The following is a 23,217-nucleotide window of genomic DNA, read 5'->3' on the forward strand; positions in this document are numbered from 1 at the left end:
TGTACAGTTCTGCATCACTCAAGGTGTTCGAGCAAGCGCCGCGCTGCTTCCTGGCCACTGAGCCATGCGCCCTCGACACGCCCGGACAGGCACCAGTCCCCACAGGCGTACAAGCCCTGGTCAGCATCGGCCAGTGCCCCCCACTCATGGTTGCTGCTGGGGCGGGCATAGAGCCAGCGGTGGGCGAGGGCGAAGGTAGGCGGCGGTACCACGCAGCCGACCAGTTCGGCGAATTCGCCCCACAACTGCTCGATGACTTCTTCCTTCGGCAGGTCGATGTGCTGCCGGCTCCAGTCTGACGTGGCGTGGAGTACCCAGGTGTCCAGGTGCTCGTCGCGGCCAGGCTTGCTGCGATTGCGGGCCAGCCAGCCCAGCGGGCTGTCCTGCACGAAGCAGCCTTGCATCGGTGTATCCAGTGGTGCCTCGAAGGCGAGGGCGACGGCCCAGGTAGGTTCCATTTGCACCCCAGCGGCCACCGCAGCCAGCTTTGGTGTAGCGGCCAGAAGTGGCGTGGCCTGCGGTGCCGGGACGGCGATGACCACACGGCTGTAGGGGCCGTGGCTGCAACCTTCGGTGTCCTGCAGGTGCCAGTACTGCTTGCCGCGAAACACTTCCGCTATGCGGCAGCCGAAGTTGACGGTGACGTCCTTGAGCAAGCCTCGGGTGATGGCGCTCATGCGTGGCACGCCTACCCAGCGCGTTTGCTCATCGGGGGAGGGCGTGAGTTCGTCATCACGGTAGTTGTACAGTTGAGGCTTCCACTGCTCGGCCCAGCCGGCAGCCACCCATTGCTGCACCTGATCGACAAAACGTCGGTCACGGGCAGTAAAGTACTGTGCGCCCAGGTCGAGCGCGCCGGCCTCGCTGCGCTTGCTGGCCATGCGCCCGCCACTGCCGTGGCCTTTGTCGAACAAGTGCACGGATTGCCCGGCCTTCTGCAAGGCCTGGGCGGCTGACAAACCGGCAATGCCGGCCCCGATGATGGCGATAGGTACTGTCATGATGGCCTCTTCAAACCTTGCTGTGAGCAGACTACGCTGTCAGGCAAACCTGTACAATGCAAGAATTCTGTATAAGGTTATTCCGTGTTGGCGGGCAGGTTGGCCTATGTTTATACGAGAGCGTCGGGTCAAAAAAGTGCCTTGATGTTAAAAATAGACCACCGCCGCATTCTGCGAGGACACAGCCATGCATATATTGCTGACAGGTGGCACCGGTTTGATTGGCAAGCATCTGTGCCAGTACTGGCTGGGCCAAGGGCATCGGCTTACGGTTTGGAGCAGGCGTCCTGAACAGGTGGCGAAAATCTGCGGTAGCGGCGTACGTGGTATCGCGCGCCTGGAGCAGCTGGAGGCCAACGATCATCTTGATGCGGTGGTCAACCTTGCGGGTGCGCCAATTGCCGACAGGCCCTGGACAGCCGCCCGGCGCAATTTGTTGTGGGCCAGCCGTGTCACCCTTACCGAGCAATTACTGGCTTGGCTGGGCACCCGTGAGCAGCGCCCGCACGTGTTGATCTCCGGCTCTGCGGTAGGTTGGTACGGAGACGGTGGCGAGCGTGAACTGACCGAGGCTTCACCCCCAGTGCGCGCAGATTTCGCCAGCCAGTTGTGTATTGCCTGGGAAGAGACCGCCCAGCGTTCGCAAGCACAGGGGATCCGCGTGGTACTGGTACGTACCGGCCTGGTGCTGGCCAGCGACGGCGGCTTTTTGTCGCGCCTGCGCATGCCTTTCAAGCTGGGGCTGGGCGGACCTTTGGGCAACGGGCGGCAGTGGATGCCCTGGGTTCATATAGATGACCAGGTCGCCCTGATTGATTTTCTCTTGCAGCACAAGGATGCCAGCGGTCCTTATAATGCCTGTGCCCCGGAGCCTGTGCGCAACCGTGAGTTTGCCAGGCGACTGGGCCGCGCCCTGCATCGGCCGGCGCTGTTGCCAGTGCCGGCATTGTTGCTCAAGGCGGGCCTTGGCGAGATGTCGACCTTGCTGCTGGGAGGCCAGCGGGCGCGCCCGGTACGCTTGCTGGAAGCCGGCTTCACCTTCCGCTTCAACGATCTGCAATCGGCGCTGGACAACCTGTCCAGTCGCCTCTGACATAGGACGCTGCATGACCGATCACGCCCTGCTGCTGGTCAACCTGGGTTCCCCGGCCTCCACCTCGGTGGCCGATGTGCGCCGCTACCTCAACCAGTTCCTCATGGACCCATACGTGGTCGACCTGCCGTGGCCGGTGCGGCGCTTGCTGGTGTCACTGATCCTGGTCAAGCGCCCGGAGCAGTCGGCACACGCCTACGCTTCGATCTGGTGGGAGGAGGGCTCGCCTCTGGTTGTGCTGACCCGTCGCCTGCAGGCAGCGATGGTCGAGCACTGGCCCCATGGCCCGGTGGAAATTGCCATGCGCTACGGCCAGCCGGCCTTGCCTGAGGTGTTGGCGCGGCTGGCCGCCCAAGGTGTGCGCAAGGTGACTTTGGCACCGCTTTATCCGCAGTTCGCCGACAGTACGGTAACCACTGTGGTCGAGCAGGCGAAACAGGCGGTCAGCGAGCGCCAGTTACCGTTGCAGATGCACGTGCTGCAGCCGTTCTACGAGCACCCGGCGTACATCGAGGCGCTGGCAGCCAGCGCCCGGCCGTACCTGGAGCAGGGTTACGACCACCTGCTACTGAGCTTCCATGGCTTGCCGGAACGGCACCTGAAGAAGCTGTTTCCGAAGGGGGTCAAGCACGACCTGCGTGCTGCCGATTGCTGCCATGGTGCACCCGCCGAAGTACGTTCGGTTTGCTATCGCGGGCAATGCCTGGCTACGGCCAAGGCCTTTGCGCAGAGCATGGGCATTCCTGATGGCAAATGGTCGGTATCGTTCCAGTCGCGGCTGGGGCGGGACAAGTGGATCGAACCCTACACCGAGACGCGGTTGGATGAGCTGGCCAAGGCCGGTGTGAAGAAGCTGCTGGTGATGTGCCCGGCGTTTGTGGCGGATTGCATCGAGACACTGGAAGAGATTGGCATGCGTGGCAGCGAGCAGTTTGTCGAGGCTGGTGGCCAGGAACTGGTGCTGGTGCCGTGCCTGAATGATCACCCGGAGTGGGTCAGGGTGTTGGCTGATATGTGTGAAAAGGCCTGAATCGAAGGGGCCGTGTTGCGGCCCCTTCCGACCGGTTATACATCCAGCTTCTTGTGCTTCCAGCCATCATTGCCCGGCAGAATCAGGTTCAGGGCAATAGCTACAATGGCGCACAGGGCGATGCCCTTCAGGCCCCAGTCATCCGGGCCGTCACCGCTGCCGATCAGCACGCCGCCGATACCGAACACCAGTGTCACCGAGACGATCACCAGGTTGCGTGCTTCGGCCAGGTCGATCTGGTGGCGGATCATGGTGTTCATGCCCACCGCTGCAATCGAGCCGAACAGCAGGCACAAGATGCCGCCCATCACCGGCACCGGGATGCTTTGCAGCAGCGCGCCGAACTTGCCGATGAACGCCAGGGTAATGGCGAAGACCGCCGCCCAGGTCATGATCTTCGGGTTGTAGTTCTTGGTCAGCATCACCGCGCCGGTCACTTCGGCGTAGGTGGTGTTGGGCGGGCCGCCGAACAGGCCGGCTGCAGTGGTAGCCAGGCCGTCGCCCAGCAACGTCCGATGCAGGCCAGGCTTTTTCAGGTAGTCACGGCCGGTCACGCTGCCCACTGCGATCACCCCGCCGATATGCTCGATCGCCGGCGCCAGCGCAACCGGGACGATGAACAGAATGGCCTGCCAGTTGAACGCAGGGGCGGTGAAATTGGGGATTTCCAGCCACGGTGCGGCAGCGATCCTGGCGGTGTCGACCACGCCAAAGGCGAACGACAGGGCAAAGCCCACCAACACACCGGAAATGATGGGAACCAGGCGGAAAATGCCCTTGCCAAATACGGCAACGATCAGGGTTGTCAGCAGCGCAGGCATCGAGATCAGCATGGCCGTCTTGTACGGCATCAGCGCTGTACCGTCCCCACCTTTGCCCATCGCCATGTTGGCGGCGATCGGTGCCATGGCCAGGCCGATGGAGATGATCACCGGGCCGATCACCACCGGCGGCAGCATGCGGTCGATGAAACCGGTGCCTTTGACTTTGACCATCAGCCCCATGAAGGTGTACACGAAGCCGGCAGCCATTACGCCACCCATCGTCTCGGCAAGGCCGAACTGGCCTTTGGCGAGGATGATCGGCGTGATGAAGGCAAAGCTCGAGGCCAGGAACACCGGTACCTGACGACCGGTGACCAGCTGGAATAGCAGCGTGCCGATGCCGGCGGTGAACAGCGCGACGTTCGGGTCGAGGCCGGTGATCAGGGGCATCAGCACCAGCGCGCCGAATGCCACGAAGAGCATCTGCGCGCCCGAAACGACCTGGCGCCAGAGCGGGTCGTTGAAGCCGTCCTGCATGGTCAGGCGTCCTTTTGCTTGGTGCCGAAGATCTTGTCACCGGCATCGCCCAGGCCAGGCACGATGTAGCCGTGTTCGTTCAGGCGCTGGTCGATCGAGGCGGTGTAGATCTTCACGTCCGGGTGGGCTTTTTCCACCACCTCGATGCCTTCTGGCGCGGCGACCAGGACCATGGCGCGAATCTCTTTACAGCCGGCCTTTTTCAGCAGGTCGATGGTGGCAACCATCGAGCCGCCGGTGGCCAGCATCGGATCGATGATCAGGGCCAGGCGCTGGTTGATGTCCGGCGCGAGCTTTTCCAGGTAGGTGTGGGCTTCGAGGGTTTCTTCGTTACGGGCAACGCCGACGGCGCTGACCTTGGCACCCGGGATCAGGCTGAGCACGCCGTCGAGCATGCCGATGCCGGCGCGCAGGATCGGTACTACAGTGATCTTCTTGCCGGCGATTTTTTCAACCGAGACCTTGCCACACCAGCCGTCGATCTCGTAGGTTTCGAGGGGCAGGTCCTGGGTGGCTTCATACGTCAGGAGCGCGCCGACTTCCTGGGCGAGTTCGCGAAAATTTTTGGTGCTGATATCGGCACGGCGCATCAGGCCGAGCTTGTGGCGGATCAGCGGATGGCGGATCTCACGAGTGGGCATAGGGGGGCTCCGAAAGGCGGGCAAAAAAACCGCGCTAGATTAATCTATTCAGCCTGTGCTGTCGTCTGGTCATTCTGGACGTTAGTCCATAAATGCTTGATCTGTGACGAGCGGATGCGTACCTTTGCCCGCTTTTCCAAAATGCCCCCCCGGAGAGCGCCATGTCCGCCGATCTCGAGCATATCCGTCAAGTCATGCGTGAAGCTGACTGCCTGTACACCGAAGCCGAAGTCGAAGCGGCCATCGCCAAAGTCGGCGAGCAGATCTGCAAGGACCTGCATGACAAGAACCCGGTTGTGTTCTGCGTGATGAACGGCGGCCTGATCTTCTCCGGCAAACTGCTGACCCACCTGCAGTTCCCGCTGGAAGCCTCGTACCTGCACGCTACCCGCTACCGCAATCAGACCAGCGGCGGCGAGCTTTTCTGGAAGGCCAAGCCGGAAGTGTCGTTCATCGACCGTGACGTGTTGATCGTCGACGATATCCTCGACGAAGGGCACACCCTCAGCGCCATCATCGAGTTTTGCAAGCATGCCGGCGCCCGCTCGGTGTACACCGCTGTGCTGATCGACAAGGACCACGACCGCAAGGCAAGCCCTGATCTCAAGGCCAACTACGTGGGCCTGCCTTGTGTTGATCGCTATATCTTCGGTTACGGCATGGACTACAAAGGTTACTGGCGCAACGCTAACGGCATCTTCGCCGTAAAGGGGCTGTAACCGTGCGCCAGCCTGCGTTCATCGACCAATCGCTGTTCGCCGGGCTGGCCGAAAAGGCTGCTGGCAACCCGCGTGGGCGGCAGCACCATAACTTTCACGAAATGGAAGAGCCCTGCCACCGCATGGCGGTCGGGCTGCAACCGAGCACCTACATTCCGCCGCATCGCCATTTGAGCGCCGACAAGGCTGAAACCTTGATAGCGCTCAAGGGGCGCTTTGGCCTGTTGATTTTCGATGAACAAGGCGCGGTGACTGACAAGCGGGTGCTGCAGGCCGGGGGCGACTGTCTGGGTGTGGATCTGGCGCCTGGTACCTACCATGGTTTGGTGGTGCTGGAGCCGGACAGTATGCTGTTCGAGTGCAAGGCTGGGCCATACCGACCGGTGGGCGAGGGCGAACACGCACACTGGGCGCCGCGCGAGGGTGAAGCTGGTGTGGCCGATTACCAGGCCTGGATGCGCGCGCAGTTCGATTGATATCGGCTGTACCCGGCGTGCTAGAGTGCTCCTTCATACAAGGAGCCTCACATGCGTGCGATTCTTCCCCTCCTGCTGGCGGTCAGCCTGCCGCTCGCTGCCGCACCGCTGCACAGCCAGTTCCTGCCTCCTGATGACCAGTCCCTGCGCCAGGAAGCGCCGACCAGCCAGCAATTGCTGCAAGTGACTGACTATTCCGTGGTCGTAGGGGCTCAGCGCCAGTCCGATCAGCAGCCGATCCCGATCACATCGTCGTTGCAGGTGCGCCTGAAGGGCAAGCCGCTGAGCAAGGGGGCGACCATTGCCCAGGTGCTGCTGACGTTCGATGGTGAAGCGGCCAAAAGCCTGAAAAAGCCTGTGTATGACGCTAAAACCCGCACCTTGAGCCTGAATTACCCGATCAGCAACTACCGGGTGGTCATGGACCTGCTGCGTAACGAAACCTTGTACGTGCAGTTTCTGACTTACGGCAACGGCCACATCTGGGCCGACCTGCACACCGGGACGGTACGTACGCGTTGAGGCACGCAGCCTGCGGGGGGTAAACTGCCGGCCTTCGAAATTCCGTGATGGTCCAGTTGGAGTCGGCAATGCGTAAAGACAAGAAACAGGTAATCGGTGACGAAATCAGCGACGACTACATCAAGTCGTTCCTTCAGTTCGAGCCGGCCGATGGTGTGACTTCGCCGTCGCTGCACAAGCTGGTCAAGGCCTACCGCGGCCTGCGCGTGGACGACTTCGAGCGCTTTGTAGGCTTCTTCGTCGAAGCTGGCCTGGACCTGGACGGCAAGGACGAGCACGGCAAGACCTTCGTCGAGCAGATTGCCGACCAGCGCAATGCCCCTGAGTACATCGAGATCATCGATAAAGCCCGTGGCTGATTGGTAACCTGTGCCGGCCCTTGCGCGGGTAAACCCGCTCCTACAAAGGATATGCGGTCTTTGTAGGAGCGGGTTTACCCGCGAAAGGGCCGGCACAGGCTGACAAACGCCCAGGCACAAAAAAACGCCCCGAGGGGCGTTTTTGCGTTTCAGGCCGGCTTAGGCGTAGTGCTTGGCCGCCGGGCTGCTTTCTGCCAGGTCCAGGGCCGCGTCGTTATCGGCACTGATCTTGTGGTACAGCGCAGCATCGGTTGCCAGGGTCTTCTCGCGAGCCGGGAAGATTTCCTTGAGCTTGGCAGCCCAGGCACCCTTGGCCTGCTCGGGGAAGCAGCGCTCGATCAGTTCCAGCATGATCGACACGGTCACCGAGGCACCCGGCGATGCGCCGAGCAGTGCTGCCAGGCTGCCGTCCTGGGCCGAGACCAGCTCGGTACCGAACTGCAGTACGCCGCCTTTTTTCGGGTCTTTCTTGATGATCTGCACGCGCTGACCCGCCACTTCCAGGCGCCAGTCTTCGGCCTTGGCCTGCGGATAGAAACGACGCAGGGCTTCCAGACGCTGCTCCATCGACTGCATCACTTCGCTGACCAGATACTTGGTCAGGTCCATGTTGTCGCGGGCCACAGCCAGCATCGGGCCGATGTTGCCCATGCGCACCGACAGCGGCAGGTCCATCAGCGAGCCGTGCTTGAGGAACTTGGTAGTGAAACCGGCATACGGGCCGAACAGCAGCGAAGTCTTGCCGTCCACGACGCGGGTGTCCAGGTGCGGTACCGACATCGGCGGGGCGCCGACAGCGGCCTGGCTGTAGACCTTGGCCTGGTGCTGCTTGACGATTTCCGGGTTGTCGCAACGCAGCCACTGGCCGCTGACAGGGAAGCCGCCGAAACCTTTGCTTTCCGGGATGCCGGACAACTGCAGCAGCGGCAGGGCCGCGCCGCCGGCGCCGAGGAAGACGAAGCGGGCGTCGACTTCACGGCTGCCGCCGCTGTTGACGTCCTTGATGCTCACGGTCCAGCCGCTGCCGTTACGGCGCAGGCCGACAACCTTCTTGCTGTACTTGACTTGCGCGTCCGGCGAGTCGCCCAGCAGCTTGAGCAGCTTGTTGGTCAGTGCGCCGAAGTTCACGTCGGTGCCTTTGGCCACGCGGGTAGCAGCGATGTGCTGGTCGGCCGGGCGGCCAGGCATCATCAGCGGCATCCAGTCGTTCATCACGGCCTTGTCTTCGGTGTATTCCATCTCGGCGAAGGCGTGGTGCTGCTTGAGCAGCTCGAAGCGCTTCTTGAGGAAGGAAACACCCTTGTCACCCTCGACATAACTCAGGTGTGGGACAGGGTTGATGAAGGCACGCGCCGAGCCGAAGTTGCCCTTCTTGCTCAGGTAGGCCCAGAACTGGCGCGAAACCTCGAACTGGGTGTTGATGTGCACGGCCTTCTTGATGTCGATGCTGCCATCGGCGGCCTGCGGCGTGTAGTTCAGCTCGCACAGGCCGGCGTGGCCGGTGCCTGCGTTGTTCCAGGGGTTGGAGCTTTCCGCGGCCCCGGAGTCCATCGCCTCGACGACCTCAAGCTTCAGGGTCGGGTCAAGCTCCTTGAGCAGTACGGCCAGGGTGGCACTCATGATGCCCGCGCCTACCAGTACCACATCAACCGATTCGTTCTGCGCCATTTAACGCGTCTCCACAATCTACAGCTACCTAATTGACAGCATAGGACCTGGGGTTGCCAGGGTCGCCATGTCCGACTTTTCGCAGTTCTTGCAACTTCCGCGGACACCGCCAATCAGTCTTCGGGTTCGTGTATTGAACGCCGTTTGCCACAGATGCGGCAATTCGACTTATGGTCAAGGTGTCGTGCGTGCGTTATGGAACGGTTCAGACACTCATACGGGATGAGCGCATCTGCCGCCTGTTCAGGGCTGTTCGGGACACATCTGCCGCTTTTGCACATGCCAGACTGTTCATTTGCTCGCCACACTCTTGTGAAGTTGTGAAAACCGTTTTTTCACGCTCTTTTGGAGACGTGAACCTCAAAAGGGGACTGCGCGATGGCAACCCGCAGGTTCATGCAGTGTGAAGGGCCGGAAAAACAGGCACGACAGCCGATGCAAGACCTGAGTGGAAGGCTCTCTGTGGGCGAAGCGGTGAAGTTGCCGGGGTCAATCGGCGAGTGCGGGGCCCGATCAGGAGACGTCCTTATAATCGGGGGGAGATTATAGCGATGTCGCGGGCAGAAATGTCGCCATTCGTGGTTTTTATTGCAGCGTTTGTCAGGCAGCGAGGAGGCGCTGGTGCCAACGGCGGTTTGCGCGGGCGCAAACCCGGGCTTCGATGGGCAGCTCGCGGCCCAGCCAGGCCAGCTGAATTTCGCGGATCTGCACCCAGTCGAGGCCGCTTGGTGCCTGGCTGCATTGCTTGAACGCCAGGCATTTGCCATCAGCGTCAAGGCGGGCATAAGCGTTGTGGCGCGGCCGTTGGAAGAGCTGAGTCCAGAGCGAGGTCATGGCGGCGAGTCCTTTGCATTAGGGCTTGGCGCAAGGATAAGGGGGTGGCCATGAAACGATTGTGACAACCGGGCCGGGCCGATGACTGGTCTGTGCCTGGCTAGGTATACTGTGGGCCTTTGCCGCATTTTCTGGAGAAACGCGCATGTTGCAACGTCTGTTGTTCGGTTTGATCGCCGTGGCCAGCCTTAGCCTTGTCGGTTGTGCCCACAGCCCGCAACAACTCAACCCGCAACCCACGCTCAAGGCCCAACTGGCCCCGGTCGGCCATGGCCAGCCGGTGGTGGTCCGGGTAGTCGATGGCCGGCCTTCGCAGTCTCTGGGTACCCGCGGTGGCATGTACCCCGAGACCAGCACCATCAGCGTCAGCGGTAATGACGTGGTACCCAAGCTGCAGGCCCAGGCTGAAGCCGCTGTGCGCCTGCTCGGCTTCACCCCGACCCCGAACGCCGGCAATGCACCGCAGCTGACCGTGACCCTGGCCGAGCTGAAGTACCAGTCGCCGAAAGACAACCTTTACGTGACCGAGGCCACCATCGGCGCCACTTTCCGTGCTGATGTGACCAATGGTGGCCGCCGTTACAGCGGCCGTTATGGCGCTTCGCTGGACCAGCGTTTCGGCATGGCGCCGAATCAGGACACCAATAACCAGCTGGTGGGGGATGTGCTGAGCGATGCCCTGACCCGCCTGTTCAAGGACCCGAGTATCGGGCAGGTGCTGGGTCAGTAAGCTTCAGGTTATGCCAGAAACCCGCTGCCTGAGTGACAGGCAGCGGGTTTTTGCTGTCTGGCCAGCACAGATTCACGCAGCTTCTATGTGGAAATCCAGCAAGCTGAACCCTGTGCATGCATCCACTTCGGGCAAGTCCTCATGTACATGCCCGCCAAGCGCGCAGTAGACCAGCCACTGGCGGTCCTGCACATTGATCGCAAAACCATCGATCAGCGCCTGTTGCTCATCACTCTGGGCAACGAGGTAAAGGCGGTCCTGGTTTTCGGCGTGCAACATGAAAAAGCTCCGGGTCATCAAAAGGCCGACAGGGTCGCCTGTATTGATGACGAGCGGATGACAGATGAAATTTAATGACAGTTTGTCGCCAAGACCGGGCGCCAAGGTGCGACTTGGGTAGAATGCTGGCCTTTGCCATTGCTCACATCGAGGTTGCGTGATGTCCTTGCAAGTGCTCTGGGGGTTCCTGGCCGCCCATCCCACCAAGCTGATCAACCTGCTGGCGCTGCTGCTGACCTGCCCGGGCGGTTTGCTGCTGCACAGCGCGCGACGGCGCGAGGCCGAAACCCGCGAGTACATGGCGGCAGACGAGGGGGTAGTGAACGCTTTCGACCTTCGTGTGCCGAAATACTTCTACATTCTTGGCTTTTCGTGCCTGGCGATGGCACTGCTGCTTTCCTGGTTCAGCACCTGGATCTGAGAAGCATCGGGGCTGCAACGCAGCCCCAAACCTGATCAGGCTACAGGTGCCTGCTGCCTGACCTGATACTGGTTGCGCACTGGCGTCGCATACTGCAACACCAGGTACGGCCGCTGCTCTTGCGGGCAGGCATCCAGACGCCGTTGCCATTCTTCCTTGGCCTTGGCCAGTTCATCCGCGGGGAACACCTTCTCGGCGCTTGGCACCTGCAGGGCTTCGTCCTTGCCCTCCCACATCGCATACGCCAGGTAATGCACCGGAAACAGTCGGTAGCCCCCCAGGATCTGCCGGTCGATCTCCGCCGCCAGCTGCTTGGTGTCTTCGTGGTACTCGGTTACCGGCGGCGCAAAGTTGATGTGCACGCGGCCCTTGTAGCCGGTGATGCCTTTGGCGATGCTGTTGTCATCTTCGCCGGGCGCCTTCTGGTAGGTGCCGGTGGTGGCGCGGATGTACAGCTCGCGGGCCTTGGCCTGGTCGCACGGGTCGTATTCGTAGCTGATCGATACCGGGGTCAGGTTCAGGCTCTGGATCACTGCACCGAACGGTTCGTCCTTGCGGCTCATGTGGAACATCTTGAGAATCGCCGAGTCGGTACGGTCGTCACCGTCCTTGGCCCGACCTTCGGCCTGGGCGATCCAGATCGAGGTGGCATCGTTGCGGATCGAGTGGTTGATGTAGGCCGACAGCAGTTGGTAAGCAGCCAGTTTTTCACGCCGCCCGCTGATCGAACGGTGCACGATGAAGCTCTTGTTCAGGCGCATCATGTCGCTGACAAAGGGCTTCTGCAGCAGGTTGTCGCCAATGGCGATACGCGGCGTGGGCAGGCCGGCGTGGTACACCGCGTAGTTGACGAAGGCCGGGTCCATGACGATGTCACGGTGGTTGGCCAGGAACAGGTAGGCGGTGCCGGCCTTAAGCTGTTCCACACCCGAGTAGGTGACGCCGTCGGTGGCGCGATCGATGGTCTGGTCGACGTAGTACTCGACTTTGTCCTGCAAGGTCGAGACACAGGTAACGCCGGCGAATTCCTTGCGCAGGCGGCGTGCGATCAAGGGCTTGAGCAACCAGCCGAGAGCACCGGCCGCACGCGGAAAGCGGAAGTGGGTGAGGATATCGAGGAATGCCGGGTCGCTGAGCAGGCGTGCCAGAACGGCAGGGACCTCAGCGTCGTCATACGGTCGGATGGCATCGAATTCGCCCATCATGCTCTCTTGTTGGAAACGGCTAGGGTAATAAGGTAGGGACGGGCTCCGAAAAACGGCTCGGACGCACACAGACCCTGTAAACAGACCGGCAATTATACGCATAAGTCACTGCGGAGGCCGCGATGCTGGAAACCGACTTCTATGATTGCCCTTATTGTGGCGAACGTGTGGAAACTACCGTCGATCTGTCTGCTGGTGATCAGGTTTATACCGAGGATTGCCAGGTGTGCTGCCAGCCTGTGGTGTGCATTCTGCAGGTGCACGGTGACGAATGGATGCTCGAAGTCCGACGCGAGGACGATACCTGATGCAGCGCATCTACGAACCGGAAGGCCTGCTCGAAGCGGAAATGCTGGCAGGCATGCTTGCCAGCGAGGGGATCGAGGTACATGTGGTCGGCCGTGACCTGGTCGGTGCCGCCGGCGAGCTGCCCTTGCAGGGACTGCTGGGGCTCGTCGTGTCTGATGAGCAGGCCGAATGCGCACGACAGCTGATCGATGCGTACAATGACGCCCAGCCACTGGTTGGCGACGAACCGGAGAATGTCCCCGGTACCTTGATCTGCTAGGTTCTGAATTCGCCCATGTGTGGACGTTATGCCCTGTTTCGCTGGCCCCAGGCCCTTGCCAGTCTGCCAGGTTTTCCCGTCGGCCAGCCGGCCCAATGGAATATATCGCCTGGGGCGTCGGTGCTGATCCAGCGTCAGCTTGACGGCCAGCAGCAACTGGCCAAGGCGCGCTGGGGGTTGACCCCGGCCTGGCTCACCGACCTGTCCCGTACCCCTGCCCATGCCCGCGCCGAAACGCTGGCCGAACAGCCGATGTTTCGCGATGCATTTCGCCAGCGCCGCTGCCTGATGCCGGCCAACGGCTTTTACGAATGGCGTGGCAGCGTGCGCAAACGCCCGTACTGGTTGACCCCGGGGGAGGGCGCGGCGCTCTACTTTGCGGCGGTGTGGGAGGCCTATCCGGTGCAGGATCAGGTTTGGCTGAGTTGCGCGGTGGTGACCCAGGCCGCCATGAACCAGCGTCGGCCGCTCATCCTCGACGAGGCGGGGCAGGCGGCCTGGCTTGACCCGGACACGCCGGTAACCCGCTTGCACGAGCTGCTGGCCAGCCCGCCGGCGACGTTGCGTGAGCGGGCCTTGGCCAATTTCGTCAATGACCCGAAGCTGGATGCGCCGGAGTGCCTGACCCCGGCTTGATGGGTTGTCTGCGCCGGCCCTTTCGCGGGCAAGCCCGCTCCTACAACGGTCGTGTTCCCCTGTACGGGCGGGCTTGCCCGCGAAGGGAGCGGTACAGGCGACGAAAATCTTCCCAGCGGCCAAGGCGGCCATTTTCGGCAATGAGCCGAAGCGGGATTGATGGGGTGCCTGCGCCGGCCCTTTCGCGGGCAAGCCCGCTCCTACCAACGGTCGTGTTACCCGTGTAGGAGCGGGCTTGCCCGCGAAGAGGCCGTTACAGCGACGAAAATCTTCCCTGCGGCTATGGCAGCCACTGGCGACTCGGCCTAGGATACGGCGCATGTAAAAAGGGAGTGTTTTCATGCGTAAGTCTTTTGTCGTCAGCCTGCTGAGCGCTGGCATTCTGCTGGCCGGCTGCCAGGCGGTGAATACCACCAGCGGTGGTGCTGTTGGCGTCGAGCGCCAGCAATACATGTTCAGCATGCTCTCGACCGATGAGGTCAACAAGATGTACGCCCAGTCGTATCAGCAGACCCTGGGTGAAGCATCGAGCAAGGGTGTGCTCGACAAGTCCAGTGCCGATGCCAAGCGTGTGCAGGCAATTGCCAGCCGCCTGATCGCCCAGGCGCCCAAATTCCGCCCGGATGCCGCGCAGTGGGACTGGCAAGTCAACGTGATCAAGAGTGACGAACTGAACGCCAACTGCGGTCCGGGCGGCAAGATCATCGTCTACACCGGGCTGATCGATCAGCTCAAGCTCACCGATGCGGAAATTGCCGCAGTGGTGGGGCACGAGATTGCCCACGCCTTGCGCGAGCACAGCCGCGAGGCCATGTCCAAGGCATACGGTGTGGAAATGGCCCGCCAGGGTGCCGGTGCCATCTTCGGCCTCGGCCAGGGCAGCATGGCCATGGCCGACACGGTGGTGAACTACGCCATGACCTTGCCCAACAGCCGGGCCAACGAGAACGAGGCCGACCTGATTGGCCTGGAGCTGTCGGCCCGTGCAGGCTACGACCCGAATGCCGCGATCACCTTGTGGAACAAGATGAGCAAGGCTTCCGAAGGTGCACCGCCTGAGTTCATGAGTACTCACCCGGCGTCCGAGAGCCGCATTGCTTCGCTGCAGGCGGCGATTCCGAAGGTGATGCCGCTGTATCAGGCTGCAGCCAAGCCGTGAATGCCTGAATCCTGGGGCTGCATGGCAGCCCCGCTTTTCCCTTTACCCAATCCAGCCACTGGCCTTCATCGCCGAATAGACGGCCACGATCGCCAGCACGAAGAACGCCGTTGCCGCCAGGCGACGAATCAGCGTCAACGGCAGTTTGTCAGCCGCGAAGTTACCCGCCAGTACCACCGGCACGTTGGCAATCAGCATGCCCAGGGTAGTGCCGATAATGACCATGATCAGGTGCGGATACTGTGCAGCCAGCATCACGGTGGCGACCTGGGTCTTGTCACCGATTTCGGCCAGGAAGAACGCAATCAGCGTCGTCAGGAACGGCCCGAAACGGCGAGCCGGGTTCTCGTCGTCATCCATCTTGTCCGGTACCAGCGTCCACAGTGCGGTGGCGGTAAAGCTCGCAGCCAGGATCCAGTGCAGGGCCGAATCGCTGAAGAAGCTGCCGACCCACGCCCCCACGGCACCGGCTGCGGCATGGTTGGCCAGGGTGGCGGCGATGATGCCGGCGATGATCGGCCAGGGTTTGCGGAAGCGGGCAGCGAGAATGAGTGCGAGCAGTTGCGTCTTGTCACCGATCTCGGCCAGGGCAACGATAGCGGTGGGGACCAGCAGTGATTCCAGCATCAGGATTCCTACGGGGGCGGGTCGACACGGCTATGACACGTACAGCCTCCCCGCCCCGGGTAAGGTGTGCGTGTCATAGGTCTTGTCAAACCCTCGATCCGTCTATGCGGATCTCGCCATGCAGGCGTGCATGGTGGGTCGCACGCGCCATGGTCTGTGGACCAAGTATGTTGACGCGTACCGGGCGAGCTGGGTGCTCGCGGGAGACTACTCCCCTAGGACGGTGCGGATTCTGCCTAGGCAAAACGTTTTCGGCAAGCGCTGTTTTTTATCCGCGAGTTGCCTGGTAGATGCGGAAACCATCGGCCTCGTCACGTACCTGGCAGTTGCCCAATGCCCCTTCGATGAGTGGCTGGTAGCGCAGGAAACTGTTGGCGACCAAGCGCATTTCGCCACCTTTTCGCAGATGAATGGCGGATTTTTTCAGCAAGTTTTCCGAAGCCTGGTAGTTGGTATGTACGCCGGTGTGGAACGGTGGGTTGCTCAGGATAAGGCTCAGTTCAGTAGGGGCTGCGTCGATGCCATCGCCGCTGATCACTTCGCCTTCCAGGCCGTTGGCCGCCAGCGTCAGGCGGCTGGCGGCCACGGCGAAGGCATCCACGTCCAGCAAGGTCACCCGGCTTTGTGGGTAACGGCGTTTGAGCGTGGCACCCAGTACCCCGGCACCGCAGCCAAAGTCCAGCATGTGGCCACCGGGCAGGCCGTCAAGATGCTTCAGGAGCAGGGCGGTACCTCGGTCGAGTCGGCCATGGCTGAATACCCCAGGCAGGCTGACCACCTGCAGCGGGCCGTCTTCCAGGGCCAGCTCGAAGCGCTCGGCCAGGCTTTCCAGCGGTTTTGCCTGCGGCGCCTGGTCGATGGTCACTTGCCACAGCTGGCAGTGCCGGGCGCTGTCGAGTTTGCGTGGCTTGCCAAAGGCCTGCAGCTGCTTGGCCGCGCCCTCGATGCCACCGCGCTTCTCGCCGACCAGGTACAGCTCGCGGCCAGCCAGTCGCGACGCCAGGGCGTTGAGCAGGTAGGCGGCCAGCTCGCGGGATTTGGGCAGGAACAGCACGGCGCTGTCGAATGCTGCTTCAGGGGCCTCGACGCCGTAATGGCTGCGGCCTGCGAAGCGGCTTTCGAGCATGGCCTGATCACCGGCATGCCAGGTCCAGGCCTGGGCCTGAGGCAACTGGCCGAGCAGGTCGTCGGCGGGGGCGCCGGCGACCAGCAGCGGCCCCTGAAACAGCTCAGCCTGACGGAGCAACACTTCACTGCGCGGGTCCATGGACGACGTCTCCTGGAAAAAAGTGGCGCAGTGTAGCAGAGGCGGGCGCCAGGCTCAGCTGACCACACGGCGTGGCTGCCCGGCGAAGAAAGCCTGGGCGTTCTCGCTGAGCTGGCCGACGATGCGCTGGCGCGACTCCACGGCACCCCAGGCGCTGTGCGGGGTGATGATCAGGCGCGGGATGCCGGGCTCCAGCAGCGGGTTGCCGTTGACCGGCGGCTCCACGCTCAGCACGTCGGTGGCCGCGCCGCCCAGGTGACCACCGCGCAGGGCATCGGCCAACGCCTGTTCGTCGATCAGGCCACCACGGGCGGTGTTGACCACCAGCGCGTTGGGCTTGAGCAGGGCCAGTTCGCGGGCACCGAGCATATGCCGGGTGTGCTCGTTCAGCGGGCAGTGCAGGGTCAGGGCGTCGACTTGCGGCAGCAACTCGTCCAGCGGCAACCGGTCGGCGCGCTCCGGTCGGCCAGGGATCTGCCCGCTCAGTACCCGCATACCGAAGGCTTCGGCCAGCCTCGCCACTGCGCCGCCCAGTTCGCCGTGGCCGAGCAGGCCGAGGGTTTTGCCCTCCAGTTCGACGATAGGAAAGTCCAGCAGGCAGAACTGGCTGGCCTTGGCCCACTGGCCATCGGCCACCGCCTGGTTGTAGTCGCACAGCCGGGTGGCCAGGGCCAACAGCAGGGCCAGGGTATGCTGGGCGACAGACGGCGTGCCGTAGCCCTGGCAGTTGCACACCGTGATGCCCTGGGCGCGGGCGGCAGCCAGGTCGACATTGTTGGTGCCGGTGGCGGCCACCAGGATCAGCTTCAGTTGCGGGTTGGCGGCCAGGGTTGCGGCGTCGAGCATGACCTTGTTGCTAACCACTGCCATGGCGCCCTGCAGGCGTTCCGCAACCTGTTCCGGGCGGGTGGCGGCGAACAGTTCGAACGCGTCGAACTGCTGCTTCAGGGGCGAAAGGTCGAGGTCGCCAAGGTCCAGGGACTGGTGATCGAGAAACACGGCGCGACGCGGGCTGGACATGAAGATCTCCGGTGGCAGGGAGGGATAAGGGCGTTGTGGCCATTCGCGGGCACGCCCGCGCCCACAAGGTCACCACAACCCTTGCAGGAGCGGGCTTACCCGCGAAGAGGCCCTCAGCTTCGGCGCAAACCTGAAGCCGCCGCCGCAGTGTCTAGCTCAACCTTGCCGCCCGTCAACGCCCGCCACTCATACCTCTGCCACGCAAATCATTCCTTCGGCTGATTTGGCCGTCACATTGGCGAACTACAGTAAACCCAGACTTGTCCGGCCCGCTTTTCAGAAAAGGGATCCCCATGTTGCAGACACGCATCATCAAGCCCGCCGAGGGCGCCTATGCCTATCCATTGCTGATCAAGCGCCTGTTGATGTCCGGCAGCCGCTATGAAAAGACCCGCGAAATCGTCTACCGCGATCAGTTGCGGCTGACATATCCACAGCTCAACGAGCGCATTGCCCGCCTGGCCAATGTGCTGACCGAGGCTGGGGTGAAGGCCGGTGACACCGTGGCGGTGATGGACTGGGACAGCCATCGCTACCTGGAATGCATGTTCGCCATTCCGATGATCGGCGCTGTGGTGCACACCATCAACGTGCGCCTGTCGCCCGAGCAGATCCTCTACACCATGAACCATGCCGAAGACCGCGTGGTGCTGGTCAACAGCGACTTCGTCGGCCTGTACCAGGCCATCGCCGGGCAGCTGACCACTGTCGACAAGACCTTGCTGCTGACCGATGGCCCGGACAAGACTGCCGAACTGCCCGACCTGGTCGGCGAGTATGAGCAACTGCTGGCTGCTGCCAGCCCGCGCTACGACTTCCCGGACTTCGACGAGAACTCGGTGGCCACTACCTTCTACACCACTGGCACCACCGGCAACCCGAAGGGCGTGTACTTCACCCACCGCCAGTTGGTACTGCACACACTGGCCGAGGCCTCGGTCACCGGCAGTATCGATAGCGTGCGCCTGCTGGGCAGCAACGATGTGTACATGCCCATCACCCCGATGTTCCACGTGCATGCCTGGGGCATCCCCTACGCTGCCACCATGCTCGGTATGAAGCAGGTGTACCCGGGGCGCTACGAGCCGGACATGCTGGTCAAGCTTTGGCATGAAGAGAAGGTCACCTTCTCCCACTGCGTACCGACCATCCTGCAGATGCTGCTCAACTGCCCGAACGCCCAGGGGCAGAACTTCGGCGGCTGGAAGATCATCATCGGCGGCAGCTCGCTCAACCGTTCGCTGTACCAGGCCGCCCTGGCGCGCGGCATCCAGCTGACCGCCGCGTATGGCATGTCGGAAACCTGCCCGCTGATCTCCGCCGCACACCTGAACGATGAACTGCAGGCCGGCAGCGAGGATGAGCGCGTCACCTACCGTATCAAGGCCGGTGTGCCGGTGCCGTTGGTCGAAGCGGCCATCGTCGACGGTGAAGGCAACTTCCTGCCCGCCGATGGTGAAACCCAGGGCGAGCTGGTACTGCGAGCGCCTTGGCTGACCATGGGCTACTTCAAGGAGCCGGAGAAGAGCGAGGAGCTGTGGCAGGGCGGCTGGCTGCACACCGGTGACGTCGCCACCCTAGACGGTATGGGTTACATCGACATCCGCGACCGCATCAAGGATGTGATCAAGACCGGTGGCGAGTGGGTTTCCTCGCTCGACCTGGAAGACCTGATCAGCCGCCACCCGGCCGTGCGCGAAGTGGCGGTGGTGGGGGTGGCCGACCCGCAGTGGGGTGAGCGCCCGTTTGCCCTGCTGGTGGTACGTGACGGCCACGAGATTGACGCCAAGGCGCTGAAGGAACACCTCAAGCCGTTCGTGGAACAAGGTCATATCAACAAGTGGGCGATTCCAAGCCAGATCGCCGTTGTTACTGAAATTCCCAAGACCAGTGTCGGCAAGCTCGACAAGAAACGCATCCGCCAGGACATCGTCCAGTGGCAGGCCAGCAACAGCACGTTTCTTTCCACGTTGTAATCGTTGTGCGGGTCGCGTACGTAAGAGCGCGACCCGCATGTTAGAGAGCCCGCCGTCTTGCCAAACGACAGAAATGCGCCATCCTTGAGCAGTGCCAGCCCGCAACCGAGACAAAACTGCAGCGTGATGGTGGCATGGAGCGCAAATCACACTTTAGAGGGATCAAGCGCCTGTGCCTGCTGGCTATAGTCGGGGCCAGGGGATTTTCAGGAATGGGGGAGGGCGACATGCGCAAGCTGTGTCGCCGGCAGGTGAAAGCCTGTCATCCGGTCGCTCGGGCCGTTCTTGAAAGGACTCACTGCCATAACAAAAAAGTACATGGAGTAGCGTCGATGAAATCTGCAAACCTGTTCTGGCGCCGGGCCAAGCTGCCCTTGGCCGTCAGCCTTGCTTCCACGCTCGCAAGTCCTGCTTTCGCTGTCAGTTTCAACATTGGTGAAATCGAAGGCCAGTTCGACTCGTCGCTCTCCATCGGCGCCAGCTGGTCGACAGCCAACCCCAACAAGAACCTGATAGGGGTGAACAACGGCGGCAAGGGCCTGTCACAGACATCCGACGATGGCCACCTGAACTTCAAGAAGGGCGAAACCTTCTCCAAGATCTTCAAAGGCATTCATGACCTGGAGCTCAAGTACGGCGACACCGGTGTGTTCGTCCGCGGCAAGTACTGGTACGACTTCGAACTGAAGGACGAAAACCGCGAGTTCAAGGACATCAGCGACTCCAACCGCAAGGAAGGCGCCAAGTCGTCCGGCGCCGAGCTGCTCGACGCCTTTGTCTACCACAACTACGCCATCGGCGATCAGCCTGGCTCGGTGCGTTTCGGCAAGCAGGTGGTGAGCTGGGGCGAAAGTACCTTCATCGGCGGCGGCATCAACGCGATCAACCCCATCGACGTGTCGGCGTTCCGCCGTCCCGGGGCCGAGATCAAGGAAGGCCTGATTCCCGTCAACATGTTCTACATCTCGCAGAGCCTGACCGACAACCTGTCGGCCGAGGCCTTTTACCAGCTCGAGTGGGACCAGACGGTCGTCGACAACTGCGGCACCTTCTTCTCCCAGCCGGACATCATTGCCGACGGCTGTACCGACAACTTGCGTGTGCTCAATAGCAGCCGCACGGTGCCGGGCGCTGCGCAGCAGTTCCTCGCCACGCAGGGCGTGAACATCAACGAAGAGGGTGTGATGGTGCGCCGTGGTGCCGACCGCGATGCGCGTGACAGCGGCCAGTTCGGTGTGGCCTTGCGCTATATGTTCGAGCCGTTGGACACCGAGTTCGGCGCCTACTTCATGAATTACCACAGCCGTGCTCCCATCTTCAGTGCCACAGGGGCCCCGCCGTCCGTGTTCGCCGGGCTGAGCGCCCTGCCTGCACAGTTGCGCGCATTGGCACCTTTGATCGTGGCAGGTAATTCCGAGTACTTTGTGGAATACCCCGAGGATATCCGCCTTTATGGCTTGAGCTTCTCCACCACGTTACCCACTGGCACCGCCTGGAGCGGCGAAGTCAGCTACCGCCCCAATGCGCCAGTGCAGCTCAATACCACGGATATCCTGTTCGCCGGTGTCCGTCCAATTGGCGGCGCGTTGAGCAACGCATCGCTGCTGACCGGTACGCCAGGGCAGGACCTTCACGGGTATCGCCGCAAGGAGATCACTCAGTTCCAGACCACCCTGACCCACTTCTTCGACCAGGTGATGGGTGCCAGCCGGATGACTGTCGTCGGTGAAGTGGGTGTTACCCATGTCGGCGGCCTGGAGAATGCCCACGATACCCGCTACGGTCGCGACCCGGTGTTCGGCCCAGGTCCGTTGCCATCCACCGGTGGCGCCGATACCTGCCAGGCGCTCAATGGCAGCACCATCGCCGGCGCCGGTGCGGGGGCGTCCACCGCCAACCTGAACCGCAAATGCGAGAACGACGGCTACACCACCAGCACTTCCTGGGGTTACCGCGCCCGTGTCATCTGGGACTACAACGACGTTTTCGCAGGTATCAACCTGAAGCCGAGCGTGGCCTGGTCGCATGACGTGTCCGGTTACTCGCCGGGCCCTGGCGCCAACTTCGAGGAAGGCCGCAAGGCTGTCAGCCTGGGCCTGGATGCCGAGTATCAGCAAACCTACACGGCGAGCCTCTCGTACACCAACTTCTTCGATGGCAAGTACAGCACCGTGGATGACCGCGACTTCGTCGCCCTCAGCTTCGGCGTGAACTTCTAAGCATACAGATCCAGGACGACACGACATGAACAAGACCATAAGTCTGCTGCAAGCCGGTGTACTGGGCCTGTCCCTGCTGGCGACCAGCGTCATGGCTGCGGTATCCGCCGACGAGGCGGCCAAGCTGGGCAGCACCCTGACCCCGATGGGTGCCGAGAAGGCCGGCAACGCCGACGGTTCCATCGGCCCGTGGGAGCCGCTGTCGAAGACGGCAGGCAGCGTCGACGGCAAGGGCTTCCTGTCCGACCCGTACGGCAGCGAAAAGCCGCTGTTCACCATCACTGCGCAGAATGCCGACCAGTACAAGGACAAGCTCTCGCCCGGCCAGTTGGCCATGTTCAAGCGCTACCCGAACACCTACAAGATCCCGGTGTTCAAGACCCATCGCGGCGCAACCGTCCCTGCCGATGTGTTCGCGGCCATCAAGGAAAACGCCACCAAAACCACCCTGGTGGAAGGCGGCAACGGCCTGAGCAACTTCCGCACGGCAGTGCCGTTCCCTATCCCGAAAAGCGGCCTGGAGGTGATCTGGAACCACATCACCCGCTACCGCGGCGGCAGTGTCAGCCGTCTGGTGACCCAGGCCACGCCGCAGCAGAGCGGCTCGTTCAACCCCGTGTACTTCTCCGACCAGTTCGTCTTCCGCGACAAGATGAAGGACTACGACCCGAACAACCCAGGCAACATCCTGTTCTACTTCAAGCAGGAAGTTACTGCGCCTGCGCGCCTGGCCGGGACTGTGCTGCTGGTGCACGAAACCCTTGACCAGGTGAAGGAGCCGCGCAAGGCGTGGATCTACAACGCAGGCCAACGCCGTGTGCGCATGGCACCGCAAGTGTCGTATGACGGCCCGGGCACCGCCGCCGACGGCCTGCGTACGTCGGACAACCTGGACATGTTCAACGGTGCACCCGATCGTTATGACTGGAAACTGGAAGGCAAGAAGGAGTTGTACATCGCATCGAACGCCTTCAAACTGGATGATCCGAAGCTCAAGTACGCCGACATCATCAAGGCCGGGCACATCAACCAGGACTTGGCCCGTTACGAGCTGCGCCGCGTCTGGCACGTAGTTGCAACCCTCAAGCCGGGCCAGCGGCACATCTACGCCAAGCGTGACTTCTATATCGATGAGGACACCTGGCAGGCTGCAGTGATCGACCAGTACGACGGCCGTGGCCAACTGTGGCGTGTGTCCGAGGCTCACGCCCAGCCTTATTACAATGTGGAAGTACCTTGGTACACCCTGGAAGCCATTTACGACCTGCAGTCCGGTCGTTACCTGGCCCTGGGCATGAAGAACGAAGAGAAACGCGCCTACGACTTCGGCTTCAGTGCCAGCAAGGCCGACTTCCAGCCAGCGGCGCTGCGTCAGTCGGGTATTCGCTAAGCTGAGATCACTGAACGCCGTGTGATCCCCAGAACGCCCCGGCTCGCCGGGGCGTTTCTATTTCCTGAAGCGGCCT

At 62.1% G+C, this 23,217-nt stretch carries 25 protein-coding genes and 1 riboswitch; of the genes, 15 read left to right on the plus strand and 10 right to left on the minus strand.

Translation table 11 applies throughout. The annotated features are described in order from the left end of the window. Positions 1–14 precede the first annotated feature (14 nt). Positions 15–1,001 carry an NAD(P)/FAD-dependent oxidoreductase gene (locus ACF8EF_RS22475; RefSeq protein WP_176684973.1) on the minus strand — a complete coding sequence of 329 codons (987 nt, stop codon included), beginning with the start codon at positions 999–1,001 and terminating at the stop codon, positions 15–17. A 187-nt stretch (positions 1,002–1,188) separates the two neighbouring features. Here ACF8EF_RS22475 and ACF8EF_RS22480 point away from each other — a divergent pair, with 187 nt between their 5' ends. Further along, positions 1,189–2,094, plus strand: a complete 906-nt coding sequence (locus ACF8EF_RS22480; RefSeq protein ID WP_176684974.1) for a TIGR01777 family oxidoreductase — start codon at positions 1,189–1,191, stop codon at positions 2,092–2,094. 13 nt (positions 2,095–2,107) lie between these two features. Continuing rightward, entirely contained in the window at positions 2,108–3,124 is a 1,017-nt protein-coding gene (hemH, locus tag ACF8EF_RS22485) for a ferrochelatase (RefSeq protein WP_392461377.1), read from the plus strand. 35 nt (positions 3,125–3,159) lie between these two features. Here the strand turns inward: hemH and ACF8EF_RS22490 are convergent, their stop codons facing one another. Next, on the minus strand, positions 3,160–4,425 hold the full coding sequence (locus tag ACF8EF_RS22490) for a uracil-xanthine permease family protein (RefSeq protein ID WP_103443485.1): 1,266 nt from the start codon (positions 4,423–4,425) through the stop codon (positions 3,160–3,162). Between the two features lie 2 nt (positions 4,426–4,427). Beyond that, the gene (gene upp, locus ACF8EF_RS22495) at positions 4,428–5,066 is read right to left on the minus strand and encodes a uracil phosphoribosyltransferase (RefSeq protein ID WP_003247366.1); all 639 of its coding nucleotides are present in this window, start codon (positions 5,064–5,066) and stop codon (positions 4,428–4,430) included. 161 nt (positions 5,067–5,227) lie between these two features. Here upp and ACF8EF_RS22500 point away from each other — a divergent pair, with 161 nt between their 5' ends. The 4 genes from ACF8EF_RS22500 to ACF8EF_RS22515 all read left to right on the plus strand — a co-directional run bounded on the left by ACF8EF_RS22500 (position 5,228) and on the right by ACF8EF_RS22515 (position 7,142). Continuing rightward, positions 5,228–5,785 carry a hypoxanthine-guanine phosphoribosyltransferase gene (locus tag ACF8EF_RS22500; RefSeq protein ID WP_003247364.1) on the plus strand — a complete coding sequence of 186 codons (558 nt, stop codon included), beginning with the start codon at positions 5,228–5,230 and terminating at the stop codon, positions 5,783–5,785. Between the two features lie 2 nt (positions 5,786–5,787). After that, positions 5,788–6,261 carry a WbuC family cupin fold metalloprotein gene (locus ACF8EF_RS22505; RefSeq protein WP_176684976.1) on the plus strand — a complete coding sequence of 158 codons (474 nt, stop codon included), beginning with the start codon at positions 5,788–5,790 and terminating at the stop codon, positions 6,259–6,261. A 51-nt stretch (positions 6,262–6,312) separates the two neighbouring features. Next, the gene (locus ACF8EF_RS22510) at positions 6,313–6,783 is read left to right on the plus strand and encodes a hypothetical protein (protein ID WP_176684977.1); all 471 of its coding nucleotides are present in this window, start codon (positions 6,313–6,315) and stop codon (positions 6,781–6,783) included. Positions 6,784–6,851: 68 nt separating this feature from the next. Next, on the plus strand, positions 6,852–7,142 hold the full coding sequence (locus ACF8EF_RS22515; protein ID WP_003247360.1) for a PA4642 family protein: 291 nt from the start codon (positions 6,852–6,854) through the stop codon (positions 7,140–7,142). A 159-nt stretch (positions 7,143–7,301) separates the two neighbouring features. Here the strand turns inward: ACF8EF_RS22515 and mqo are convergent, their stop codons facing one another. After that, complete coding sequence (mqo, locus tag ACF8EF_RS22520) at positions 7,302–8,810, minus strand: malate dehydrogenase (quinone) (RefSeq protein ID WP_003247357.1); 1,509 nt, start codon at positions 8,808–8,810, stop codon at positions 7,302–7,304. A gap of 600 nt (positions 8,811–9,410) precedes the next feature. Beyond that, complete coding sequence (locus ACF8EF_RS22525) at positions 9,411–9,644, minus strand: hypothetical protein (RefSeq protein ID WP_176684978.1); 234 nt, start codon at positions 9,642–9,644, stop codon at positions 9,411–9,413. Between the two features lie 145 nt (positions 9,645–9,789). On the opposite strand from ACF8EF_RS22525, the gene ACF8EF_RS22530 reads away from it, so the two are divergent. After that, a complete protein-coding gene (locus ACF8EF_RS22530) occupies positions 9,790–10,374 on the plus strand; it encodes a YajG family lipoprotein (protein WP_021783486.1) in 585 nt (194 codons plus the stop codon). Positions 10,375–10,446: 72 nt separating this feature from the next. On the opposite strand, the gene ACF8EF_RS22535 is transcribed toward ACF8EF_RS22530, so the two are convergent. Continuing rightward, entirely contained in the window at positions 10,447–10,653 is a 207-nt protein-coding gene (locus ACF8EF_RS22535) for a hypothetical protein (RefSeq protein ID WP_392461379.1), read from the minus strand. A gap of 160 nt (positions 10,654–10,813) precedes the next feature. Between ACF8EF_RS22535 and ACF8EF_RS22540 the strand changes: the two genes are divergently transcribed. After that, entirely contained in the window at positions 10,814–11,074 is a 261-nt protein-coding gene (locus tag ACF8EF_RS22540; RefSeq protein WP_176684980.1) for a hypothetical protein, read from the plus strand. Positions 11,075–11,109: 35 nt separating this feature from the next. Here the strand turns inward: ACF8EF_RS22540 and ACF8EF_RS22545 are convergent, their stop codons facing one another. Continuing rightward, entirely contained in the window at positions 11,110–12,279 is a 1,170-nt protein-coding gene (locus tag ACF8EF_RS22545; protein ID WP_176684981.1) for a 1-acyl-sn-glycerol-3-phosphate acyltransferase, read from the minus strand. Between the two features lie 122 nt (positions 12,280–12,401). Here ACF8EF_RS22545 and ACF8EF_RS22550 point away from each other — a divergent pair, with 122 nt between their 5' ends. The 4 genes from ACF8EF_RS22550 to ACF8EF_RS22565 all read left to right on the plus strand — a co-directional run bounded on the left by ACF8EF_RS22550 (position 12,402) and on the right by ACF8EF_RS22565 (position 14,642). Further along, positions 12,402–12,587, plus strand: coding sequence for a CPXCG motif-containing cysteine-rich protein (locus ACF8EF_RS22550; protein ID WP_010951999.1), 186 nt, complete (start codon positions 12,402–12,404; stop codon positions 12,585–12,587). Then, the gene (locus tag ACF8EF_RS22555) at positions 12,587–12,847 is read left to right on the plus strand and encodes a putative signal transducing protein (RefSeq protein ID WP_176684982.1); all 261 of its coding nucleotides are present in this window, start codon (positions 12,587–12,589) and stop codon (positions 12,845–12,847) included. Before ACF8EF_RS22550 ends, ACF8EF_RS22555 begins: the two co-directional genes overlap by 1 nt. 15 nt (positions 12,848–12,862) lie before the next feature. Beyond that, entirely contained in the window at positions 12,863–13,483 is a 621-nt protein-coding gene (locus tag ACF8EF_RS22560; RefSeq protein ID WP_176684983.1) for an SOS response-associated peptidase, read from the plus strand. A gap of 340 nt (positions 13,484–13,823) precedes the next feature. Beyond that, on the plus strand, positions 13,824–14,642 hold the full coding sequence (locus ACF8EF_RS22565) for a M48 family metallopeptidase (RefSeq protein ID WP_176684984.1): 819 nt from the start codon (positions 13,824–13,826) through the stop codon (positions 14,640–14,642). 42 nt (positions 14,643–14,684) lie between these two features. On the opposite strand, the gene ACF8EF_RS22570 is transcribed toward ACF8EF_RS22565, so the two are convergent. From ACF8EF_RS22570 to ACF8EF_RS22580, 3 genes are all read right to left on the minus strand, one after another. Further along, positions 14,685–15,269, minus strand: a complete 585-nt coding sequence (locus ACF8EF_RS22570) for a TMEM165/GDT1 family protein (protein WP_003247342.1) — start codon at positions 15,267–15,269, stop codon at positions 14,685–14,687. 88 nt (positions 15,270–15,357) lie between these two features. Then, positions 15,358–15,497: riboswitch (yybP-ykoY riboswitch) on the minus strand. A 40-nt stretch (positions 15,498–15,537) separates the two neighbouring features. Then, positions 15,538–16,536: a class I SAM-dependent methyltransferase gene (locus ACF8EF_RS22575; protein ID WP_176684985.1), complete on the minus strand. Its 999-nt coding sequence runs from the start codon at positions 16,534–16,536 to the stop codon at positions 15,538–15,540. A gap of 54 nt (positions 16,537–16,590) precedes the next feature. Beyond that, a complete protein-coding gene (locus ACF8EF_RS22580; protein ID WP_176684986.1) occupies positions 16,591–17,556 on the minus strand; it encodes a 2-hydroxyacid dehydrogenase in 966 nt (321 codons plus the stop codon). 293 nt (positions 17,557–17,849) lie between these two features. On the opposite strand from ACF8EF_RS22580, the gene ACF8EF_RS22585 reads away from it, so the two are divergent. The 3 genes from ACF8EF_RS22585 (at position 17,850) to ACF8EF_RS22595 (ending at position 23,141) form a co-directional block, all read left to right on the plus strand. After that, positions 17,850–19,532: a fatty acid--CoA ligase gene (locus ACF8EF_RS22585; protein ID WP_176684987.1), complete on the plus strand. Its 1,683-nt coding sequence runs from the start codon at positions 17,850–17,852 to the stop codon at positions 19,530–19,532. A gap of 332 nt (positions 19,533–19,864) precedes the next feature. Continuing rightward, positions 19,865–21,751 carry a DUF1302 domain-containing protein gene (locus ACF8EF_RS22590; RefSeq protein ID WP_176684988.1) on the plus strand — a complete coding sequence of 629 codons (1,887 nt, stop codon included), beginning with the start codon at positions 19,865–19,867 and terminating at the stop codon, positions 21,749–21,751. Positions 21,752–21,776: 25 nt separating this feature from the next. Beyond that, positions 21,777–23,141, plus strand: a complete 1,365-nt coding sequence (locus tag ACF8EF_RS22595) for a DUF1329 domain-containing protein (RefSeq protein WP_392461381.1) — start codon at positions 21,777–21,779, stop codon at positions 23,139–23,141. Positions 23,142–23,217: the final 76 nt, after the last annotated feature.

This window comes from Pseudomonas sp. zjy_15 (assembly GCF_043101865.1).
Lineage (GTDB): Bacteria > Pseudomonadota > Gammaproteobacteria > Pseudomonadales > Pseudomonadaceae > Aquipseudomonas > Aquipseudomonas putida_Y.